The sequence below is a fragment of the Pseudonocardia aurantiaca genome (assembly GCF_039526725.1).
Taxonomy (GTDB): Bacteria; Actinomycetota; Actinomycetes; order Mycobacteriales; family Pseudonocardiaceae; genus Pseudonocardia; species Pseudonocardia aurantiaca.
Genome location: NZ_BAAAJG010000008.1, coordinates 821,527 through 842,442, shown reverse-complemented (window position 1 = coordinate 842,442; position 20,916 = coordinate 821,527). Strand labels below are relative to the sequence as shown.

Here is a 20,916-nt window from a genome sequence, read left to right as displayed (position 1 = left end):
ACGTCACATCGTCCGGACGGAGGGCCAGCGATGGACGTCGACGCGGTTCCTGCGCCCGAGCGTGCCCGGCGCCGCTGGCGGCGGGCGCAGCGGGGACTTGGGGGCGCCGAGGCGATGGCCTCGCTCGCCGCGGGCAGGCGCGTCGCGGCCCAGCTCCGCGGCGGCGCCGGCGGAACGGGCGCGGCCGTTCGAGGGCTGCGCAGGCTGCTCGACGCCGAGGCCGTGGCGTTCGGCGGGCTTCACGGCGAGCTCGTGTGGGCGGGGCACCCCGCCGACGATCCACGGGCCGAGCGGCTCGCGGGCACCGTGCTCGCCACCGACTCGAAGGCCACGGCTGACGGCATGGTGGCCCTGCCCGTGCACGTCCGCGAGGAGCTGGCCGGGGTGCTGGTCGTGACCGGGCCAGTCGCGCCGGCCGCGGTCCGGGAGGCCGCGCTCTGGGTGGGTGAGGCCCTCGAACGCGCCCGGCTGGAGGAGTCGGCCGCCGTCGCCGAGCAGGCGGAGCTGCGGGCGCTGCGCGCGGAGATCTCGCCGCACTTCGTCTACAACAGCCTCACGACGATCGCGTCGTTCGTGAAGTCCGACCCGGAACGGGCCCGCGACCTCATGCTCGACTTCGCCGAGTACACCCGCCACAGCCTCGCCCGCCACGGCGACTACACCACGGTGGCGGGGGAGTTCCGGGCGATCGAGGCGTACTTGGCGCTCGCGAGGGCCGTGCTCGGCGAGCGGCTGCGCGTGCAGATCCGGATCGCGCCGGAGATCCTGCCCGTCGCGCTGCCCTACCTCGCATTGCAGCCGGTGGTGGAGAACGCGGTGCGGCACGGCGTGGAGCTGCCGGGCGGCAGCGGGTTCGTGCAGGTCAGCGGCGAGGCTGACGGCACGGAGTGCGTGATCACCGTGGAGGACGACGGGCCGGGTATGGATCCGGAGTACGCTGCTGCGGTCTTGGCGGGGCGCGGGACACCCGGCAGTCTGGGGCTGGTCAACGTCGACCGCAGGCTGCGCACCGTCTTCGGGGCCGGCTACGGCCTGGTCGTCGAGACCGCCGTCGGCGCGGGCACCCGGGTGGTGCTGCGCCTGCCGCGTTTCCAGCCGGGGGTGGTTGTCTCGTGACGTTGAACGCGCCGGATCCTGTGGCGGGACGCGGACTACGGATCCTCGCGGTGGACGACGTCGCGCCGGCCCTTGAGGAGCTGCGGAGGCTGCTGCTGGAGTCGCCCGGTGTCGCGGACGTCGCGGTAGCGGGCGACCCGATCACCGCGCTGCGGCTGATCCAGGCCGGCCCGCTCGATGCCGTGTTCCTCGACATCTCGATGCCCGGCATGAACGGGCTGGAGCTGGCCGCGCTGCTGGCCCGCATGACCGACCCGCCGGTGGTCGTGTTCGTCACCGCCTACGAGGAGCACGCCGCGTCGGCGTACGGCATCGGCGCGCTGGACTACCTGCTCAAACCGGTCAGCGCGGAACGGCTCGCCGCGTCGCTGGTGCGCGTGCGCCGCTTCGCAGGGGCGACCGGCTCCACCCCGGCGCCCAGCCCCGTCGACGCGCTCGCCGCCGTGCCCGTCGAGCTCGCCGGGCGCACCCGCTATGTCCGCCGCGACGACGTACGGTTCGTCGAGGCGCACGGCGACTACGTCCGGCTGCACACCCCCACCGGCGCGCACCTCGTGCGGATCCCGATCTCGCGGTTGGAGGAGCACTGGCAGCACGCCGGGTTCAGCCGCGTGCACCGCAGCTACCTGCTCGCCGTGCCGGCCGTCCGCGAGCTGCGCAGCGACCTGTCCGGCGGGCTGCTCGCCCACACCGACGTCGGTGACGTCCCGGTGAGCCGCCGCCACGCCCGCGAGCTGCGGGAGCACCTGCTGGAGGCGGCCACCCGCGGCGCGTTCGAGCCGACGGACCGCGGACAGTCGAGGTGAGCAGGCCGAGGCGGGTGGCGGTGACGAGCCCGCAGACCCGGCTCGCGCTCGCCGGTAGGCGCTCGGGCGCCGCGGTGGCGCATCCGCACCTGGCGCCCGCCGACGCCGAACGGGCAAGGCGAATCCATCGGCGGCAGCTGCGGTACGCGGTCGTCGTGCTCGCGCTGCTGGCTACGCTGCTGTTCGGGCTGCCGCTGTTGCTCGCGGCCGCTCCGGTTCTCGATCAGTCGCGGTTCCTCGGTGTCCCGGTCTCGTGGCTCGCGGTGGCGGTGCTCCCGTACCCGGTGCTCGCGCTGCTCGCCCGCTGGCAGCTGCGCCGGGCCGAGCGGGTCGAGCAGATGGGGCGCTCCGGGCGGGAGGACGTTTGATCCTCGCGATCGTCCCGGTGCTGCTGATCACCTTGCTCATCGGCGCGCGCGGGGTCGCCGCGATGCGTACCACGTCGGACTTCCTCGTCGCATCGCGCCGGATCTCCCCGACCGTCAACGCGGCCGCCGTCTCGGGCGAATACCTGTCGGCGGCCTCTTTTCTGGGGATCGCCGGTCTAGTCGTGAAGGACGGCGTCGGCTCGCTCTGGTACGCGGTGGGCTTCGCGGCCGGGTACGTCGCGATGCTCGCGCTCGTGGCGGCGCCGATGCGCCGGACGGGTGCGCTCACCGTGCCCGACTTCGCGGAGGCCCGCCTGGGCTCGCCAGGGCTGCGGCGGCTCTCGGCGGTGGTCGTGCTCGTAATCGGGGTCCTCTACCTCGTGCCACAGTTCACCGCGGCCGGGCAGGTGCTCGGGGTGGTCAGCGGCAGCCCTTACTGGGTGGGCGTGGTGATCGCGGGGGCGGCCGTGAGCATCACACTCGCCCTCGGCGGGATGCGCGCTGCCACGTACGTGCAGGCGTTCCAGTTCGTGCTCAAGCTGGTGCTGTTCATCGTGCCGGCGATCTGGCTGCTGCTGCAGGTCAGCCCGGAGGTCCGGCGCGACGCGCTCACCCCGGTGGAGTTCACCCAGTTCGCCGCGACCACGCCAGTGCAGTTCCGCCTGGACACCGTGCTCACGATCACCGCGCCCACCCGCGTCGTCGTGGAGGGCGGGGCGGAGCAGGAGCTCGCCCCGGGCCGGCACGCGGCGGACGCCGGGAGCACCTGGGTCTTCCCGGCGGGGGCTGCCGTGCCGCAGGTCGGCGTGGGTCCACCGGGTGGTGGGGACTGGGCCCGCCCGCTGCTCGACCCCGGCGGGTACCCGCTGCTCGCCACGTGGTCGGTGCTCGTGGCCACCGTGCTCGGCACGATGGGGCTCCCACACATCCTGATCCGCTTCCACACCAGCGCGGACGGCCGCGGCGCCCGGCGCACCGCCGCGATCACCGTCGGGATGTTGGGGGTGTTCTACCTCTTCCCGGCGGTTTACGGGCTGCTCGGCGCGGTGCTCCTGCCCGAGCTGTACCTCGCCGGGGGCACCGACACCGTGGTGGTGGCACTGCCGGCCCGCGTCGACGGGGGCTGGGCGGGTGTGCTGTTCACAGCCCTGCTCACGGCCGGCGCCTTCGCGGCGTTCCTCGCGACCTCGCTCGGGCTGCTGCTCGCGGTCTCCGGCGCCCTGTCCCACGACCTGGTGCCCGGCACCCTGCGCCGGCTGCGCTTCACGCCGATCGTCGCGGCGATCGTCGTGGTGGTGCTCGCGCTCCCTGCGGCGCGGCTGGACGTGGGTGTGCTGGTGACGTCGGCGTTCGCGGTGGCGGCGTCGACGTTCTGCCCGCTGCTGGTGCTCGGCATCTGGTGGCCGCGGCTCACCGCGCAGGGGGCGATCGTGGGCATGGTCGTCGGGCTGCTCGCCTCGGCCGGGGTGATCGGCGTCGATCTGGTGCTCGGCGCCCCGCCGGGGCTCGCGGCGATCCTGCTGGGGCAGCCGGCGCTGTGGTCGGTGCCGCTCGCGTTCGCGACGATGGTGCTGGTCTCGTTGCAGGGACGGCCGCCGTCGTGGGCGTCGGCGGCGATGCTGCGGCTGCACCTGAACGAGGCAGAACTTCCCGGACGGGATGAAAGCCGCAGCGGCCGATGAGTTCCGGGACCCGCCGGCGTCATAACTGTCATGGAAGGTTTCATGGACGGTGCCACGGTCAGAGTGGTCGCAGCGGCGCAGGCGGGGGACGAGGCAGCCTTCGTGTCGCTCGTGGAGCGGCACCGCCGTGAGCTGCAGGTGCATTGCTATCGGATGCTCGGCTCGTTCGACGAGGCCGAGGACATGGTGCAGGAGGCGTTCCTGCGGGCGTGGCGGCGCCGCGAGACCTACGCGGGGCGCTCGACGTTCCGCGCCTGGCTCTACCGCATCGCGACCAACGCCTGCCTCGACCACCTCGAACGCAACCCGCGGCGCCCGATGCCGGTGGCCGGGGCCCCCGGCCACAGCGAGGTGCCGTGGCTGCAGCCCTTCCCGGACCAGATGCTCGACCAGGTCGCGCCCGTGGCCGACGAACCCGACGCCGTGGTCGTCGCACGCGAGACGATCGAACTCGCGTTCCTCGTCGCCGTGCAGCACCTGCCGCCGCGGCAGCGGGCGGTGCTGATGCTGCGCGACGTGCTCGGCTGGCGAGCGGCGGAGACGGCCGAACTGCTGGAGTCGAGCGTTGCGTCGGTCAACAGCGCGCTGCAGCGGGCGAGGGCCACGCTGCGCGACCACCTGCCCGAGCGGCGGGCCGAGTGGACGTCGGCGGACCCGACCGAGGCGGAGCGCTCGGTCCTGCAGCGGTTCGTCGAGGCCTCCGAGAAGGCCGACATGGCGGCGCTCGGTGCACTGCTGCGTGAGGACGCGATCTTCTCGATGCCGCCCGAGCCCGGGTGGTTCCAGGGCCGCGACGTGCTCATGGCGGCCTGGGGCCCCGCCATGGTAGGGCCGACATCGCTCGGCGAGTTCCGGCTCGTGCCCACGGCGGCGAACCGGCAGCCCGCGGCCGCCAGCTACATCCGCAAACCGGGCGGGCAGCAGTTCGAGGCGCTGTCGCTCGACGTGCTGCGGATCGAGGACGGCGAGATCGCGGAGGTCACGACCTTCGGGGCGGACAAGTTCCCGTTCTTCGGCCTGCCGGCCACCCTCTGAGGGCGGCGACTTCCGTGGACGCCGAGCCGATCACGTTCCTCGGCCGGCCGCTGGGCCCGTCGTTCCGGGCCAAGGTGGTGACGATCGCGCCGGGTGCCGAGCTGCCCTACGTCGAGGCCGACTGGCGGGACGCGCTGGTCGTCGTCGAGCAGGGGGAGGTCGAACTGGAGTGCCGGGCGGGCTCGAGGCGCCGGTTCGCGACCGGGGACGTGCTGTGGATGACGGGGCTGGGGCTGCGGACGCTGCGCAACCAGGGTGAGGCGACCGCCGTTCTGGTGGCGGTGTCGCGGCAGACGGAGACCGTCGAGTCCGAGCCTGGGTAAGGGGCCGGAGAGGGTCAGTCCTTCTTGGTGAGCGAGCCCACGAGGTCCTTCACCGAGGAGATCAGCGACTTGGCGCCGCCGCCGTCCTTGGAGGAGCTGCTGTTGTCGTTGTTGGAGCTGCCGCGGTCCTTGGAGGAGCTGCTGTTGTCGTCGTTGGAGCTGCCGCGGTCCTTGGAGGAGCTGCTGTTGTCGTTGTTGGAGCCGCCGCGGTCCTTGGACGAACTGCCGCTGTCGTCATTGGAGCTGCCACTGCCGGAGCTGCGGCCGGAGTCGGAGCCGCTGCCCGTGCCGCTGCCGCCGTTGTCGGTGCTCCCGGCGCCGGCCGGTTGGTCGTTGGTGCTCTCGGCGGGGCCGCCCGGGTCGCCGTTGGCTGGGGGCTGGTTCGCGGGCTCGTCGGGGAGGAAGTTCTGGGAGTCGGCGGCGGGTGGGCTCTGGTCCTGCTGTTGCTGCTCCGGGCGGCCGCCCGTGCTGGGCGTGCTGGGTTCGTTCGCGGCGGCGGGAGGCGGGGAACCCTCAGCGGGCGGCTGTTCCTGCGGCTCCGACTGGGTCTCACTCGGCGGGTTGTCGGGGGACTGCTGTGAGTTGGGCTCCCCGCTCGGCGGCGGCTGGCTCGAGTCGGGGCTCGCCGGGTCCGACGCGCCTGGCTGATCCGGCTCGGTCTGGCCGCCGGGCGTCTGCCCGTCCGATGTACCGCTGGGGGACTCGCTGCTGGGTGTGTCGCTGCGTGTGCTGGGGGTCCCGCTGCTGGGTGTGTCGTCGGTGGGCGACGAAACGGGAGCTTCGGTGCTCGGTGCGCCGCCCGTGGACGGCTGGTCGGCCGGGGCGCCGCTGGACTCGGCCGCGGCCGGCGCGCTCGGCGCGAGATGATCGGCCGACCCAGGTGCCGCCGGCTGCGCTGCGGTCGCACTGCCTGTCTCGGGCGAGGCGTACACCGACTCGTCGGGGGTGCGTGCGCCCTCGCCGGGGCTGTGGATCCCGCCAGGGACGACCAGGTCAGGGACGTGAGCTTCGGGGGACGTCGGTGTGCCTGTGCCCGGTGCGGGGTCGCCAGTCACGTTGTCGGGGGTGCCCAGTGCGTCGAGGAGGAGTTGCTGCGCGCGGGCCAGCTCGGCGTGGCCCTCGGCGGGACGCACCTGAGGGAGGTGGGCGGCGGCGTTGGCGATGGCTTGCGCGGCGTCGGCCGAGCGGCCCTCGCGCAGCGCGGTGCGGGCGTGCTCCAGGTTGGAGTTGACCTCGTGCGCGGCCTCCACGGACCGCGCGCGCTCGGCGTAGAAGACGCGTGACACCGGCCAGAGGACCTCACCCGGCTGAGCGTTGGACGCCCCGATCGCGAGGCCGGAGGTGCCGAGCACCACGAGCGCCGCGGCGACGGCGAGTCTGCGTCCGTACGGATATGGATTAGGAGCGCGGTGCTTGGGTACACCGCGAGGCGTGACTGAGGCAGGTGCCGGCTCGCGGTGCTCCGTGCTGGGGAGGACGGCACCCGGGGAAGCGGGGGCGTCGGGCAGGGGATGCGCAGCCGCCGCAGGCCGGACGTCGGCGACCCAGGCGGCGAGCATCGCGACGAGCTCGTCCTCGGTGCCGCGCGCGGGAGCCCCGACGCGTGCCATACGCCCCGCGGCGAGCTCCTCGACCAGCGCGTCATCGGCCCGGAGTGCCGCGAGATCGACGGGCCGTTCGGTGTCGCTGAGCAGGGGCTCGCGGACCTTGGGACCCACTCCCTCAGGGAGATCGTCCTCGTCTCCGAGCCGCAACCCGACCTCCGTTCGATGTGGGTAGTGCCGGCCGGCGGGCAACCGGGTACAAGATTACCCCGGCCGCTGATCCGGCCGGGGCGTCCCGTAAGAAAGTCGTTCTAGACGCGCACGGTGTTTCGCCGGATCACGTCCGCGTAGAACAGAGCACTGTTCTTGAGAGTACGAACCTGAGTGTCGTAGTCGACGTGGACGATCCCGAAGCGCTTCCCGTAGCCCCATGCCCATTCGAAGTTGTCGAGTAGCGACCAGACGTAGTAGCCGCTCACGGGCGCGCCCGCCGCGACCGCCCTGTGCACCGCGGCGAGGTGCATCCGCAGGTACTCGACGCGGTCCGGGTCGGCCACCCGCCCGTCAGCACCGACGACGTCCGGAAAGGCGGCACCGCTCTCGGTGACCATGATCTCGAGCCCCGGCGCCTCCCGCGCCACGCGCAGCAGCACCTCGGTCATGCCGCGCGCGTCGATGCTCCAGCCCATGTCGGTCTTCGGGCCGTGCTGGATCGGGAACTCGACGTCGTCGCACGCGATCCACGGGCTCGCCCGGGTATCGCCGTGGCCGTCGGCATTCTCCTTGGGCCGCTCGCGCGTCCAGTGCCGCACCTGTGTGGGGGTGTAGTAGTTGACGCCCAGGACATCCAGCGGTGCGCGGATGATCTCCAGGTCGCCCGCTTCCACGAACGACCAGTCGGTGACGTGGGCGGTGTCGGCGAGCACGTCGGCGGGGTAGTGGCCGTGCAGGACGGGGTCGAGGAACACGCGGTTCTGCAGCCCGTCGACGCGCCACGCGGCGTCGGCGTCCAGCGCGGAGTCGGTCTCCGGCACCACCCACGCCAGGTTCAGCGTCAATGCGACGCGCGCGGCGGGCGCGGCCCGGCGGACCGCGGCAGTGGCGAGGCCGTGCGCGAGGTTGAGGTGGTGCACGGCGGACAGCGCGGCGGCGTCGTCCGTGCGGCCCGGGGCGTGGACGCCGCTGGCGTAGCCGAGGTAGGCGCTGCACCACGGCTCGTTCAGCGTGATGAAGAGCGGCACGCGGTCGCCCAGCGCCGCCGCCACGATCTCCGCGTACTCGCCGAAGAGCTCGGCCGTGCGCCGCGAGGTCCAGCCGCCTGCGTCCTCGAGCGCCTGGGGGAGGTCCCAGTGGTACAGCGTGACCGACGGCGTGATGCCCGCGGCGATCAGCTCGTCGACCAGCGCTGAGTAGAACGCGAGGCCCTCCGGGTTCACAGGTCCGAGCCCGTCCGCCGTGACCTGGGGGGTGATCCGCGGCCAGGACACCGAGAACCGGTAGGACGTGAGGCCGAGCCGGGCCATGAGCGCGACGTCGTCGCGGTACCGGTGGTAGTGGTCGTCGGCGACGTCGCCGGTGTCCCCGTTCACGATCTTGCCGGGGGTGTGCGAGAAGGTGTCCCAGATCGACGGGGTGCGCCCGCCCTCGGCGGCCGCACCCTCGACCTGGTACGCCGCGGTGGCGGAGCCCCACAGGAACCCCCGCGGGAAGCTCAGCTCGGCGGTGGCCGCACTTGCCTGTGTGGTGGTCAAGTCGTCCTCTCACGTCGGGATGCACGCCCCGCGCACCTCTGCCGGCATCGATCATTCTCAGCGGAGAGCGCTCTCACGGCGTTCCTGGAGCGTCTCGGCCGGGTGGCAATATGTCAAGCGAGCCTGGGTGCGCGCGAGTCGCTGGATTTGTGTGTGCGAGTTGCGGGACGCGGCGCGGGATCACGCCGTGCCGCGCAGCACCAGTTCCGTCGGCATGATCAGCGGGACGGGGTCGCCCGGACCCTCCCCGAACACCGTCATCAGCCGGGCGGCCATCGCCGCACCCATCGCGACGACGGGCTGCCGCACGGTGGTGAGTGCGGGATGCACGGACGCGGCCAGCGGGGAGTCGTCGAACCCGACGAGCGCGACGTCGTCGGGCACGCGGCGGCCGTGTTCGGCGAGCACCTGCATCGCGCCGAACGCCATCAGGTCGTTGGCGGCGAACACCGCGTCGATCCCCGGATCGGCCGCGATCAGCTCCTCCATCGCGCGCCTGCCTCCTGCCACCGAGAAGTCGCCGTCCGCGGTGCCGTGCGGGCGCATGCCGCTCGCGTCGAGCCCGGCGTGGAAGCCGTCGCGCCGGTCGAGGGCCGCGGGCATGTCGAGCGGCCCGGTGATCGTCGCGATCCGCTTCCGGCCGCGGTCCAGGAGCAGTTCGACGGCCGAACGGGCGCCGCCGGCGTTGTCGGCGTCGACGTACGCGAGCCCGTCGACCGGCCGGTATGGGCGCCCGGACAGGACGACGGGCACCGCGGCGTCCAACAGCCGCCGGGGGAGCGGGTCGTCGCCGTGCAGCGACACCAGGATGACGCCGTCGAGGTGGCCGCCGCGAGCGAAGTGCTCGAAGCGCTGCCGCTCGGCGTCGCCCGCCAGGATGCTGAACACGAGCTGCACGTCCTGGCCGGCGAGGGCGGCGTGCGCGCCGCGCAGCAACAGCGCGAAATGCGGGTCGGCGAGGAACCGCTCCTCTGACTCGCCGACGACGAACGCGACGGAGTCGCTGCGCCGCGTCATGAGCGAGCGCGCGGCCCGGTTCGTGACGTAGGACAGCTCCGTGGCCGCGCGCAGCACCGCCTCCCGCGACTGTTCGCCGACGGTGGTGGAGCCCGCGAGCACCCGGCCGGCGGTCGCCCGGGAGACCCCGGCGAGTGCGGCCACCGACTCCAGGGTGGGGGCGGGCCGCCCCGCGGGTCTCGCCGTCACGGGAGAAGCATCGCAGGACCCACCCGCAGGCCGGGAGACGGTCAGGCGGCCCACGCGGCGTGGTCGCTCCACGCCTGCAATGTGGTGCGGGAGTGGAAGTGGCGCTCCTCGCCCGTCACGGGGTCGCGGAACTCGAGGGTCTTCGCGAGCAGCTGCAGGGGGCGGCTGTAGTCGTCGAGGGGCTTCTCGGTGAGCACGGGGTAGAGGTCGTCGCCGAGGATCGGCACGCCGAGCCGGGCCATGTGCACGCGGAGCTGGTGGGTGCGGCCGGTCTCGGGGGTGAGGCGGTAGCGCGCCAGCGCGCCGGTCCCCGGCTCGTCGCGGTGCTCCAGCACCTCCACGCGCGTCTCGGCGTTGACCGGGCCGGGCACCTCGGCCGCGCAGATCACACCGCGTTCCTTGACGATCCGGCTGCGTACCGTGCGCGGCAGTTCCAGCTCCGGGTCGTGCCGCGCGATCGCCTCGTAGGTCTTGCGAACCCGTCGGTCACGGAAGAGCGTCTGGTAGGCGCCGCGCATCTCGGGCCGGACGACGAACATGAGCACCCCGGCCGTCGCGCGGTCGAGCCGGTGCGCCGGGCTCAGGGCGGGCAGGTCGAGCACCCGGCGCAACCGCACGAGCGCGGTCTCGACGATGTGCCTGCCCCGCGGGATCGTGGCGAGGAAATGCGGCTTGTCGACCACGAGCAGGGTGTCGTCGCGGTGTATGACGGTGATCCCGAACGGCACCGGCGCCTCGTCGGGCAGGTCCCGGTGGAACCACAGGAACGACTCCGGGACGTACGGGGCGTCGTGGGCGATAGGCCCGTCGAGGCCGACGATCCGCTCTTCGCGCAGCATCGCGTCGATGCGGGCCGGGTCGACACGGGGGAGCCGCTCGACGAGGTGGTCGCGCATGGTCGCCCATGACGCCTCCGCGGGCGTGCGGAGGCGCACAGCGTCGAGCCCGTGCCGGGGTGGCAGAGGTGACCGGAGCTTGCGCCTCACGGCCCAAGCCTATGCCGCTCCTAGACCTCGTCCCTGATCGCCATGAGGATTCCGGCGGTGCGGTCGGGCGGGTCGATCTGGGCGCACAGGCGGTCCATGACGGCGGCGTAGTGGTCGACGTCGGATCGCTTGTCGAGGTACAGCGAGCTGGTGAGCTGCTCCAGGTACACGATGTCGGGCAGGTCCGGCTCGGCGAACCGGAGGATCGCGAACGGGCCGCCCGCCGCCGCGTGACCGCCGTAGGTGAACGGGGCGATCTGCAGCGAGACGTTGGGCCGCTCGTTCATCTCGATCAGGTGGGTGAGCTGCTCGCGGGTCTGCTCGGGCCCGACCAGCGGGCGACGCAGCGCCGCCTCGTCGATCACCGCCCACAGCGTGGGCGCCTCCGGCGAGGTGAGCAGCTCCTGCCGGCGCATCCGCAGCTCGACGCGCCGCTCGACCTGCACGGCGTCGGTGTGGCCGAGGCGGGTGACCGCCCGTGCGTAGTCGCGCGTCTGCAGCAGGCCGGGGATGAACTGCAGCTCGTAGGTCCGGATCACCGACGCGGCCTGCTCCAGGCCGATGTAGGTCTCGAACCAGGTGGGCAGCAGGTCGGCGTAGCGGTGCCACCAGCCCGGGGCGTTGGCCTGCCGGGCGAGCCCGAGGAACTGCTCCCGCTCGACAGGGTCGACGATCCCGTAGAGCGTGAGCAGGTCGGCGACGTCACGCTCCTTGAACCCGACGCGGCCGAGCTCGAGCCGGCTGATCTTGGCGGGCGAGGCGCGGATCGCGTCGCCCGCGCGTTCCCGGCTCACGTGGGCGGCTTCACGCCTGCGGCGGAGCTCGCCACCGAGGCCGATGCGCAGCACAGTGGGGCCGGTTGCCGTCGTCGCTCGGGCACGTGCGTCCTGGTCGACGTCGTCGGGCACGGCGCTCACAGCCGGACCCAGGATGTGGCGGCCCCGGATCGGGCACGGTGTCCGGTTCGCGGACGTGCGCTGCACGTCGTCGTGCCGCTCATGGTTGCACCGTGTTCATGGCTGCACCGCTCTCCCCCAGAGGTGTTGTGACCATGGAGTGTTGCATGCGAACCGTAGTGAGTAGCGTCACTCGTCCGGGGATCGCCCAGGTGGGTCAACCGCGGCCCAGGCCTTCTAGCAGCCGAGATCGTCGAACTCGCCGCTCCGGATGCTCCGGATGAAGGCGGCGATCTCCTCGCGGGTGCTGACGAGGACGGGTCCGGCGGGATGGCGGGAGTTCCGCAGACCGATGGCCCCGCCGCCGAGTTCGGCCAGCTCAACGCAGTTGCCGCTCGGGTTGCTCGCGCTGCTCTTGCGCCAACGTATCTCGACAGGCGGTGATTGCACGTGCAGATGCTCATGCACTGGCACTTGCGAGTGCAAGACCGGCACGACACGATCGGGGTGCGAGAAAGGCCACCCAACTGGGTGAGCACGCAAGCACTGGACGGGGGAGAGCGATGAGTTACTCCTGGGGGGCGAGCCGCAACCCGGCACGGCCTGACGGTGCCCGATCGGGCGGGCTGGCGCTCGACGCGTCCCCGGTGGTGCTGAACGCCCGGGACGGGGCCGGGCAGTCCCGCACCGACGTCGACGGGCCTGGCCCGGTCACCGAGCAGCACCGGGTGGCGGCCGAGCTCGCTCCGATGGTCGAGGTCTGGCAGCGCCTGCTGGCGCAGCACGTGCCCGACCGGGCGGGTCGCTGTCGCACCTGCACCAAGGGCGGCACCGGTCTCCCGTCCACGCCGTGGCCGTGCGTGATCCACGGCATCGCCGACCTGGCCCGCCGCCAGTACGCCGAGCGCCGCTGAGCGTCAGCGAGCGGGCGACGCCGCCTCGGGATCCGGGGCGAGCAGGGCCTGGCGAACCGCGCCGATCAGCCAGATCATCGTGAACGGGATGACGGTCAGGTTCTTCACTGCGAGCAGCGTCGCCCAGTAGAGCGGGCCGACCGGGGTCAGCGCGGGCACCAGCCGTTCCGGCACCAGGTCCGCGAGCACGAACAGCCCGACGAGCAACGTGGTCTGCAGGGCGATCGCGCGCCCGTGCCGCTGTGTGAACTGCTGCAGCCGCCCGCCGGCCGTTGTGCCCTGGAGTCTCCCGATCAAGGGCTCCTGGATGATCGCGATCCGGACGACGAACGCCACGAGCAGTAGTCGGACTGCCAGCGTCGTCACCTCGAAGGCGATACCAAGCGCAGGGCCCCGCTCTGTCAACTGGCCCGTGAACCGTTCGAGGGCCGGCACCAGTGAGAGCCCGAACACCATCACCGGATGGCGCCGGACGAACCCGAGTGCCCAGCGGGGCGGGCCGAGGGCGGTGCTGAGCGTCATCTGCTGCCTCCAATGCTTCAGTTGGCTGAACTGTACAGCGAACTAAAGTAATCTGGCGGAGTGGAGGATGGCGGCGTGAGTGCGGGAGAGCGCGAGGGGTCGGCGGCCGACTGGGGCCGCAGGCTCAGTACCGCCGTGGTCCTCTTCCACGAGGCCGTGGGCGCCCGGATGGGGCTCAGCGCGGTGGACCAGCGGGCGCTGGCGCTCATCACACGGGAAGCGCCCGTGACCGCGAGCAGGCTCGCCCGGCTGACCGGCCTCACGCCGGGTGCGATCACCGGCCTGGTCGACCGGCTGGAGCGGGCGGGCCACGTGCGGCGGTCCCCCGACCCCGGCGACCGTCGCCGCGTCCTGATCTCCCCGGCACCCCGCCCGCCGTCAGCCACCCGGGACGCCTTCGAGGCGCTGGGCAGAGACATGGCCGCCGTCATGGCGCGCTACGACGAGCGCGAGCTCGCGGTGATCGCCGACTACGTGCGCAACACGGTGGAGGTGCTGGAGCGTCAGACGCGGCGCCTCAACGATCAACCCTGATGCGGCCAGGCTCCGTCCCTCGCCGCGCTCCGCACGAAGTTGGTGAAGTCGCGGGGCCGAGGCGTGTGCCACGCCGTCGCGTACCGCGCCGCGCGGGACCGGCAGGCCAGGAGCGCTCCCCGGCCTGCCGGTCGGGTGGTTCAGCCGGCGGCCATGCGGTCGCGCCCGCTGCGGGCCTCCCGCCTCGCGCGCACGGTCGGGAGCGGGCCGGTGGGCACGTCGAACTGGCGATGGTCGCCTGCAGCGGGTCGCGGTCCCGCTCGCCGCCGGGCTGGCGCTCCCAGAGCATCCACGGCCGGGTGCCGCCCTGGTAGGCGGCCTCCAGCGCCGTGCGCTCCTTGACCGTGTCGGCCGGCTGCCAGAACCCCCGGTGCCGGAACGCCAGCATCCGGCCTTCCTTGGCCAAGAGCTGACACGCGTCCGCGATGAGGTCCCCGTTCACCGGCAGGTAGTCGAAGATCTCGGGACGCAGCGCGAAGTAGCCGCCGTTCTCCCACAACGGCATCCCCTGCAACGTCGTGATCGACGCGATCCGCCCGTCGTCGCCCACGTCCACGCAGTGGAACGCCGACTGCGGCGGCACTGCCAGCAACTGCCCCACCGAGTCCGAGTCCCGGAACCGCGCCACCATCCGATCCAGCGGTGCATCGGTCAGCACGTCGGCGTAGTTCGCGAGGAACATCTCCTCGCCCTCCACGTGCCCGCGCACCCGCCGCAACCGCTCCCCGATCGACGAGTCCAGCCCGGTATGGACGAACGTGATCGTCCAGTCCTGGATGTCGGACCCCAACAGCTGCACGTCGCCGCCGTGCAGCACGAAGTCGTTCGAGGCCGTCTCCGAGTAGTTCAGGAAGAAGTCCTTGATGTGGTGCGCCCCGTACCCCAGACACAACACGAAGTCGCGGTGCCCGAAATGCGCGTAATAGCGCATCACGTGCCAGATCAACGGCCGCGGCCCCACCGGGTGCATCGGCTTCGGCAGGTCGGACACGCCATCACGCATCCGCATCCCATAACCGCCGCAGAACAGTACAACCTTCACGAATCGTCCCCTTGTCGGCGTCGCACTTTCCGCAGGCCCCCTAGCCCGCCCGTTCATTGGATCATTCTGCGCTCTTGGCGTAGTGCTTTGCGGCTTGTCTTCGCCGGGCCCTCATCGAGCGCATCGGGGGCGAAAGTGACACATTGGACGTATGAGCGACGAGGAGTGGTACTACTGCCTCAGACACGGCACGGTCGAGCCGCCGGAGGGCTGCCGGGCCGCCGAAAGGTTGGGGCCGTACCCGGACCGGGAGACTGCCGCCCGCGCGCTGGAGATCGCACGCGAGCGCACGGAGGCCGCCGACCGCGCCGACCGTGAGTGGGCGGACAAGGGCTCGGACCGTGATCCGGACGGCTGAGCTCCGCCCGGCGCTGATGTAGGGAGTTCCCGGAAGCCGCGCACCGCCGCGTGGCGGGACGCTCATCCCCTCACGACCGAGGGGACGGCGATGAGCGAGACCCGGAAGCTGCGGCGAGTGATCACGAACCTGAGGCACGGCGGCCACGCCCTGTCCCAGGACGTCTACAAGGCCGATCCACACGCGAACGCGATCGAGACGCTGACCACGGTGGAGGCGGTGATCGACGACGCGCAGCCTGCTGACCTGACACTGATCTCGACGCCGTTCGGCTACCTGTTCGACGACCTCGAGGACCACTACCCCGGCGCGCACCTGCCGGTCGAACCGGCCGCCGCCGTCGCAGCCGGGCTGAAGGCGCTCGGCTCCGCGATGGTCGAGCAGGACCTGGGCGACGCCGACACGAACTCGACAGTGCCCCCCGTCTACACCTACTGGGGCCAGTTCGTCGACCACGACCTCACGGCCAACACCGACCGCGAGGACGACATCGGCATCACCGCCGCCACGCTCGAACCACTCCCGCCGGAGCGGGTACGCCGGGACCTGCGGAATCTGCGCGACCCCGCCCTCAACCTCGACTCCCTCTACGGGAACGGTCCGGCGGCCTCCGGCGGGGACGGTGAGGTGCCCTACGACGGCGACCGGTTCGTGATCGGGAAGCTGAGCGAGATCAACGCCGGGCCGGTGCCCGGCGCCGACCTGCCCCGCAAGCCGGACCGCAAGGCGCTCGTCGGGGACGCGCGCAACGACGAGAACCTGATCGTCGCGCAGCTGCACCTCGCGTTCCTGAAGTTCCACAACGCCGTCGTCGACCAGATCGGCGAAGGCGACTTCGAGCGCGCCCGCGGGCTCGTCCGCCGGCACTACCAGTGGCTCTGCGTGCACGACTTCCTGAAGACCATCGCCGATCCCGCCGTGGTGGACGGCCTGCTCGACGGCACGATCACCCCGCTCTACGAGCCGCGGGACGGCAAGGCGTACATGCCGTTGGAGTTCTCGGTGGCCGCGTTCCGGTTCGGGCACAGCATGGTGCGCGGCGCCTACGACTGGAACCGGAACTTCGGCGCTCCCGGCACGTTCGAGCAGGTCGCGACGTTCGAGCAGCTCTTCCTGTTCACCGGAGGCGGCGGCCTGGCCGGGTTGCCGACTCTTCCCGACAACTGGCCGTGTGAGTACGAGCGCCTGACCGATTTCGAGGCTGAGGTGCCCGGTTTCCCCGCGCGGGCAGCGCGCAAGATCGACACGCTGCTGTCGCCACCGCTGGCCGACCTGGCCAACGACGGCAACGGCGACCTGCCCCCGCGCATCGCGCGGCTGCTCAAGCGGCTCGCGGTGCGCAACCTGATCCGCGGCTACCGGCTCGCCATCCCCACCGGGCAGTCGGTCGCGGGCGCGCTCGGCATACCGCCGCTGACCAGCGCGGAGCTACTGGGCAGAGACCAGCGCGTGTCGGACGCCCTCATCGACGGCGGGTTCGTCAAGGAGACCCCGCTGTGGTTCTACGTGCTGCGGGAGGCCGAGGTCGGCGGGGGCAACCGGCTCGGCGCCGTCGGCAGCCGCATCGTCTGCGAGACGATCATCGGGCAGTTGCGGGCCGACCCGGACTCCTACCTCAACGAGGAGGGGGGTGTCTGGTCGCCGGCCGACGGGGTGCGGCTCGACCTGAACGGGGAGCAGGTGGAGATCGACTCGATCGTCCGGTTCCTGCAGTTCGCCGGGGTGCACCGACTCGTCTGATCGGCGTCCGACACACCCCGATCGGTACTGCCTGCGCGTATCACGGGCGCAGTGCCCCGCTCGTCCATGTGTGGCGCACATGCTGGCGGGGGACGGCGTCCTGGTCGGGCGGGGCGCGGAGCTGCACCGGCTGGCGCCGCTCGTGGACGCCGCGTCGAGTGGGGGGAGAGGTCCGGCCGTCGCGGTCGTCCGCGGCGAGCCGGGCATCGGGCGCACGGCGTTGCTGGCGGGCGTCGCGGCGGAGGCCGAGGCGGCCGGGATGCGCGTACTGCCCCTCAGCGGGGCGGTGGCCGAGCACGGGCTGGAGCACGCCGCACTCGCCGACCTGCTCCTGCCGCTGCGGCCTTTCGTCGACGACCTGGCGCCGGTGCAGCGGTCGATGCTGCTCGCCTGCCTCGCGCTGCGCCCGCCGCTGCGGCCGGGGCCTGCCGACGAGCTGATGGTCTGCAGGTCGGCGCACACGGTGCTCGCCGCCGCCGGGGCGCACACGCCCCTGCTCGTGCTGGTCGACGACCTCCAGTGGGTGGATCCCGCGTCCCGCCGCGTGCTGCTGTACGTGGCGCGGCGGCTCGCGGGAGAGCGGGTGGCGGTGCTGCTCGCACACCGCGACGCCCCCGGTGGCGCCGGTCCGGCTACCGGGCTCGACGGCATCCCCGAGCTGTCGCTCGGCGGTCTCGACGACGACGCCTGCCGCGAGCTGGTTCGGCGCGCGGGCGGGCACGTGCCGGACGGGCTCGACCCTGCCAAGGTCACCGGGGGCAACCCGCAGGCGCTGCACGACGGGCTGGCCGCCGGGCGCTGGGATCCGCTGGAGCTGGGGCCGGCGCTGCGCCGCCCGTGGACGGCGGCGTTGCGCGCGCTCCCGTCACGGACGCGCACGGCGCTGGCCGCGCTGACCGCTACCCCGTCGGCCACGGCGGCGGAGCTGGCCCCGGCGCTCGGGGCGCTCGGGCTGCGGGACGGCGATCTCGAACCGGCCCGGCGCGCCGGACTGCTGCGGCGCGGCCCGGCGGCGCGCGGGGCGGCGGACGTCGCGCACCCGCTTCTCGGTGCCGCCGTGCGGGCGGCCGTTCCGGTCGCCGTGAGGGCGCGGGTGCTGCGGGTGCTCACCGCGCACGCCGACGGCGATCTGCACACCGCACCGGCCACCGGGGACGGGCTGCGTGCCACCGCCGTCCGGGTCGCCGCTCTGGTGCTCGCGGGCCGGGAGCGCGAGGCACGGGCGGCGATCCCGGCCACGGTGCCGACGGGGCAGGCCGATCCCTGGGCGCTGCTGGCCGCGGTGCTCCTCGCGCAGAGCCTGGTGTGGATCGAGGACGCCGACGCGGCGCGGCGGGTGCTCGGCCCGGTGCTGGAGGGCGCCAGGGCCGCGGCGGGCCCCGTGCTCGCCCACGCCCTCGTCGTGCGGGCGGAGCTGGACTGGCAGCGGGGCGCCTGGCCGTCCGCGCACGCGGCGGCGGCCGAGGCGATGCTGCGGGCCGGGGCTGACGGGGCTGCAGTCGGCCCGGCGCTGGCCGCGCTGGCGCGAGTGGACGCGGCCCGCGGCGACTTCGAGCGGTGCCGGGAGCGGCTGGAACGGGCCGTCCGGGCGGCGCGGCCGGGCCCTGTGCTGCCGATCCGGGTACCTGCTGTGCACGGCCTCGCCGCGCTCGGGGCGGGCGAGGTCGACAGCGCGGTGGCGCACCTCGAGCAGGCGTGGGGGCGCGCAGGGCAGGACGGGCTGCGCGGTGCCGACGCCGTCGCGGTGGCGGCGGACCTCGCCGAAGCCCTCGTGCGCTCCGGTCGTCCGGACCGGGCGGCGCCGGTCGTCGCGTGGCTCCGAGCGCGGGCCGAGGGGTCGGGGCTGGTCGGCCCGGCCGCGGCCGCTGCTCGTTGTGAGGGTCTGCTGGCAGCCGACCCGGAGAGCGCAGCCGGGTGCTTCGCAGCCGCGCACCGGGCGCTCGGGCGCGCGGACCTGCCGTTCGAGCAGGCCCGCACCCTGCTGCTGGAGGGCGAGACGCTGCGCCGGCTGCGCCGGCCAACGCTCGCCAGGGTGCCGCTGCGTGCGGCCGCCGCCCGGTTCACCGGCCTCGGGGCGCACCCGTGGAGGGAGCGAGCGGAGCGGGAGCTGGGGGCCACCGGGGCTCGTGCGCCGTCCGCAGCGGACCCCGAGCCGGTGGCCGCGGACGTGACGAGCCTCAGCCCTCAGGAGCTGCGGATCGCTCGCACGGTGGCCGAGGGGCTGAACAACGCCGAGGCGGCCGCGGCGCTCTACCTCTCCCGGAAGACGGTGGAGGCGCACCTGACGCGCATATACCGGAAGCTGGGTGTGCGCTCGCGCACCGACCTCGTCCGGCTGCTCGGTTAGCCGGGGCAGGTGGGACGGCAGGCGCGCTGGGAGAGCGCGTCGAGGAACACACCGCGGATGTCCTGCGGGTCCTGGGCATGGTAAGACCGGCCGCCGGTCGCCTCGGCGAGCTGGCGCAGGGCCTCGGTGTCGACGTCTGGCCCGAGCCCGATGGCGATCAAGGGGGCCGGTCGCGTCGGGTCGGCCTCGGCCCGGAGCGTCTGCACAGCGGTGGGCAGGTCGGTGCCGCCCGGCACCTCGTTGCGGCCGTCGGTGATGAGCACGACGGAGTTCGAGGCTGCCGGCTCGAACCCGGCGCGGACGGCCCTGGTCGCCGCCACCGCGGTGTCGTAGAGGGCCGTTCTGCCGCCGAGATGCTCCCGCAGTCCTGCGACCTGCGCGGCGAGCGCCTCCCGGCGGGTCGACGCCCCGAGAGCGGGTTCGGTGAGCGGACCGACCGGCACCAACTCCTGCCATGGTGGGTCCGGCGGCGGCTGGGAGGAGAACGCCCACAGCCCCACCGAAGACGTGTCCGGGAACAGCCCGAGCCCCGCCTGCGCGGCGCCCGCGGCCAGCCCGATGCGGTCGCTGTCGCCTGCCTGCGCTGCCATCGAGCCGGACACGTCGATCACGGCGAGCATCCGGCTGTGGAGAGTCAGCGAGCTCCAGATCCGCAATGTGTCGAGCGCGAACGGGCGGGGCGGCGGCGCGGCGGACGGCACCTGCTCGCCGAGCCAGCCCGGCGGCGATCCGGTTGCGTCGGCCGGTGCGCCCGGCAGCCGGACGCCGTCGGGGGCACGCAGGCCGGCGGCCCCGAACGCCGCCCGGCCGACCGGCCCGCGCAGCAACGCTTCCAGCGCGTCGGCGGCCCGGTCGAGCCCGCGCGGCTGGTTCGCGTGGACCCGGACGAACGGGAAGTCGAGCGCGGCGGTCGCGTCCCGCAGCGCGACGGCCGTGACCGGGACGCCTGCCCCGCCCGCTGCCTCCCCGTTGTGCCGCACGGCGGTCTGCTCCGACGCGAGGAGGGCGCGCCCGGCGGCCCCCTCGCGCGCCACCGCGGCGTAGCCGTCGGCGGGGGAGGCCAGCACGGCCCGCGACAGCGTGAGCACCGCGGCGACGAACGCCGGCCGGGGGCGCCCGGCCTCGTCGCCGATCGCGGTGTGCAGGGCCGAGAGCGCGGCGAGCCCGGCGCGGTCGACGGCCGGGTCGGGCAGGGCGGGTGGCTGCGGGTGCGTCAGCAGCGCGTCCCATGTCACCGGCTGGGCCGGGTCGCCGTACCGGGCCGCGTCGGCCTGCGGGACGACGAGCACCACCGGAGACGAGGCCAGCGACGGGCGCTGGTCGACGAGCACTCCGGATGTCGTGTCGAGCGAACCGAGGGCCAGCGACGAGTCGGGGATCCAGACCGCCGGCAGCCCTTCCGCGCGGTCGCGGATGTCTGTCGCCAGCGTGGCTGCAGCGTCCACGACCTGGTAGCGAGCGCATCCGCCGGCCACGTCCGGCTGGTCGTCCAGCGCCTGGCGGACCGGCGCCACCACCGCGGGGTCGGCCGCGACGAGCAGGTCCACCGGCTCGCATGCGGTGAGCGCCCGGTAGCCGAGGTACCCACCGGCCCCGAGTGCAGCGAGCAGAACGGTGAGGACGACGAACGGCCCGCGTGCCCGGCGGCGGATCCCGTTCCGGCGATGCCGTCCGGTCACGCGCCCTCCCATCGGCTCGTTGTGACGCGGGGTAGCTTTCCTTGATCACGGTGAGGGGGGCTACGGC

The 20,916-nt window shown here is 73.4% G+C and carries 19 protein-coding genes and 1 pseudogene; 11 read left to right on the top strand and 9 right to left on the bottom strand.

Annotation, left to right across the window (positions count from 1 at the left end; genetic code table 11):
* The first annotated feature begins 30 nt into the window (after positions 1-30).
* From ABD143_RS13875 to ABD143_RS13850, 6 genes are read left to right on the top strand one after another with little or no spacing between them, the layout of a single operon-like run.
* Positions 31-1,116 (top strand): sensor histidine kinase, encoded by a 1,086-nt coding sequence (locus tag ABD143_RS13875; RefSeq protein ID WP_343976756.1) that lies wholly within the window; start codon positions 31-33, stop codon positions 1,114-1,116.
* Positions 1,113-1,922 (top strand): LytR/AlgR family response regulator transcription factor, encoded by an 810-nt coding sequence (locus ABD143_RS13870; protein WP_379659741.1) that lies wholly within the window; start codon positions 1,113-1,115, stop codon positions 1,920-1,922. The genes ABD143_RS13875 and ABD143_RS13870 overlap by 4 nt, the downstream gene beginning before the upstream one ends.
* Positions 1,919-2,290, top strand: coding sequence for a hypothetical protein (locus ABD143_RS13865; protein WP_343976750.1), 372 nt, complete (start codon positions 1,919-1,921; stop codon positions 2,288-2,290). The genes ABD143_RS13870 and ABD143_RS13865 overlap by 4 nt, the downstream gene beginning before the upstream one ends.
* Positions 2,287-3,972, top strand: a complete 1,686-nt coding sequence (locus ABD143_RS13860; protein ID WP_343976747.1) for a sodium/solute symporter — start codon at positions 2,287-2,289, stop codon at positions 3,970-3,972. The genes ABD143_RS13865 and ABD143_RS13860 overlap by 4 nt, the downstream gene beginning before the upstream one ends.
* 42 nt (positions 3,973-4,014) lie before the next feature.
* On the top strand, positions 4,015-5,007 hold the full coding sequence (locus ABD143_RS13855; protein ID WP_343976744.1) for a sigma-70 family RNA polymerase sigma factor: 993 nt from the start codon (positions 4,015-4,017) through the stop codon (positions 5,005-5,007).
* 14 nt (positions 5,008-5,021) lie between these two features.
* On the top strand, positions 5,022-5,330 hold the full coding sequence (locus ABD143_RS13850) for a cupin domain-containing protein (protein WP_343976741.1): 309 nt from the start codon (positions 5,022-5,024) through the stop codon (positions 5,328-5,330).
* A gap of 14 nt (positions 5,331-5,344) precedes the next feature.
* Here the strand turns inward: ABD143_RS13850 and ABD143_RS13845 are convergent, their stop codons facing one another.
* The 6 genes from ABD143_RS13845 to ABD143_RS13820 form a co-directional block, all read right to left on the bottom strand.
* Positions 5,345-7,048 (bottom strand): hypothetical protein, encoded by a 1,704-nt coding sequence (locus ABD143_RS13845; RefSeq protein ID WP_343976738.1) that lies wholly within the window; start codon positions 7,046-7,048, stop codon positions 5,345-5,347.
* Positions 7,049-7,185: 137 nt separating this feature from the next.
* Entirely contained in the window at positions 7,186-8,625 is a 1,440-nt protein-coding gene (locus ABD143_RS13840; RefSeq protein WP_343976735.1) for a GH1 family beta-glucosidase, read from the bottom strand.
* Positions 8,626-8,805: 180 nt separating this feature from the next.
* Positions 8,806-9,831, bottom strand: a complete 1,026-nt coding sequence (locus ABD143_RS13835; RefSeq protein WP_343976732.1) for a LacI family DNA-binding transcriptional regulator — start codon at positions 9,829-9,831, stop codon at positions 8,806-8,808.
* A gap of 41 nt (positions 9,832-9,872) precedes the next feature.
* Entirely contained in the window at positions 9,873-10,817 is a 945-nt protein-coding gene (locus tag ABD143_RS13830) for a pseudouridine synthase (protein WP_343976730.1), read from the bottom strand.
* A 20-nt stretch (positions 10,818-10,837) separates the two neighbouring features.
* On the bottom strand, positions 10,838-11,734 hold the full coding sequence (locus tag ABD143_RS13825; protein WP_343976727.1) for a helix-turn-helix domain-containing protein: 897 nt from the start codon (positions 11,732-11,734) through the stop codon (positions 10,838-10,840).
* A 216-nt stretch (positions 11,735-11,950) separates the two neighbouring features.
* On the bottom strand, positions 11,951-12,163 hold the full coding sequence (locus ABD143_RS13820; RefSeq protein ID WP_343976724.1) for a DUF397 domain-containing protein: 213 nt from the start codon (positions 12,161-12,163) through the stop codon (positions 11,951-11,953).
* A gap of 113 nt (positions 12,164-12,276) precedes the next feature.
* Here ABD143_RS13820 and ABD143_RS13815 point away from each other — a divergent pair, with 113 nt between their 5' ends.
* Complete coding sequence (locus ABD143_RS13815; protein WP_343976721.1) at positions 12,277-12,627, top strand: hypothetical protein; 351 nt, start codon at positions 12,277-12,279, stop codon at positions 12,625-12,627.
* A 3-nt stretch (positions 12,628-12,630) separates the two neighbouring features.
* Here ABD143_RS13815 and ABD143_RS13810 read toward each other — a convergent pair whose 3' ends face one another.
* Positions 12,631-13,149 carry a hypothetical protein gene (locus ABD143_RS13810; RefSeq protein WP_343976718.1) on the bottom strand — a complete coding sequence of 173 codons (519 nt, stop codon included), beginning with the start codon at positions 13,147-13,149 and terminating at the stop codon, positions 12,631-12,633.
* 75 nt (positions 13,150-13,224) lie between these two features.
* On the opposite strand from ABD143_RS13810, the gene ABD143_RS13805 reads away from it, so the two are divergent.
* The gene (locus ABD143_RS13805) at positions 13,225-13,683 is read left to right on the top strand and encodes a MarR family winged helix-turn-helix transcriptional regulator (protein ID WP_343976715.1); all 459 of its coding nucleotides are present in this window, start codon (positions 13,225-13,227) and stop codon (positions 13,681-13,683) included.
* Between the two features lie 274 nt (positions 13,684-13,957).
* Here the strand turns inward: ABD143_RS13805 and ABD143_RS13800 are convergent.
* Positions 13,958-14,725 (bottom strand): annotated as a pseudogene (locus tag ABD143_RS13800) (sugar phosphate nucleotidyltransferase); the annotation flags it as partial.
* 151 nt (positions 14,726-14,876) lie between these two features.
* Here ABD143_RS13800 and ABD143_RS13795 point away from each other — a divergent pair.
* The 3 genes from ABD143_RS13795 to ABD143_RS13785 all read left to right on the top strand — a co-directional run bounded on the left by ABD143_RS13795 (position 14,877) and on the right by ABD143_RS13785 (position 19,170).
* Positions 14,877-15,083, top strand: coding sequence for a hypothetical protein (locus ABD143_RS13795; RefSeq protein WP_343976713.1), 207 nt, complete (start codon positions 14,877-14,879; stop codon positions 15,081-15,083).
* A gap of 90 nt (positions 15,084-15,173) precedes the next feature.
* Positions 15,174-16,823, top strand: coding sequence for a peroxidase family protein (locus tag ABD143_RS13790; protein ID WP_343976711.1), 1,650 nt, complete (start codon positions 15,174-15,176; stop codon positions 16,821-16,823).
* 79 nt (positions 16,824-16,902) lie between these two features.
* Positions 16,903-19,170 (top strand): helix-turn-helix transcriptional regulator, encoded by a 2,268-nt coding sequence (locus ABD143_RS13785; protein ID WP_343977422.1) that lies wholly within the window; start codon positions 16,903-16,905, stop codon positions 19,168-19,170.
* Here the strand turns inward: ABD143_RS13785 and ABD143_RS13780 are convergent.
* Complete coding sequence (locus tag ABD143_RS13780; RefSeq protein WP_343976708.1) at positions 19,167-20,849, bottom strand: substrate-binding domain-containing protein; 1,683 nt, start codon at positions 20,847-20,849, stop codon at positions 19,167-19,169. The two genes, ABD143_RS13785 and ABD143_RS13780, sit on opposite strands and share 4 nt — an antisense overlap.
* Positions 20,850-20,916: the final 67 nt, after the last annotated feature.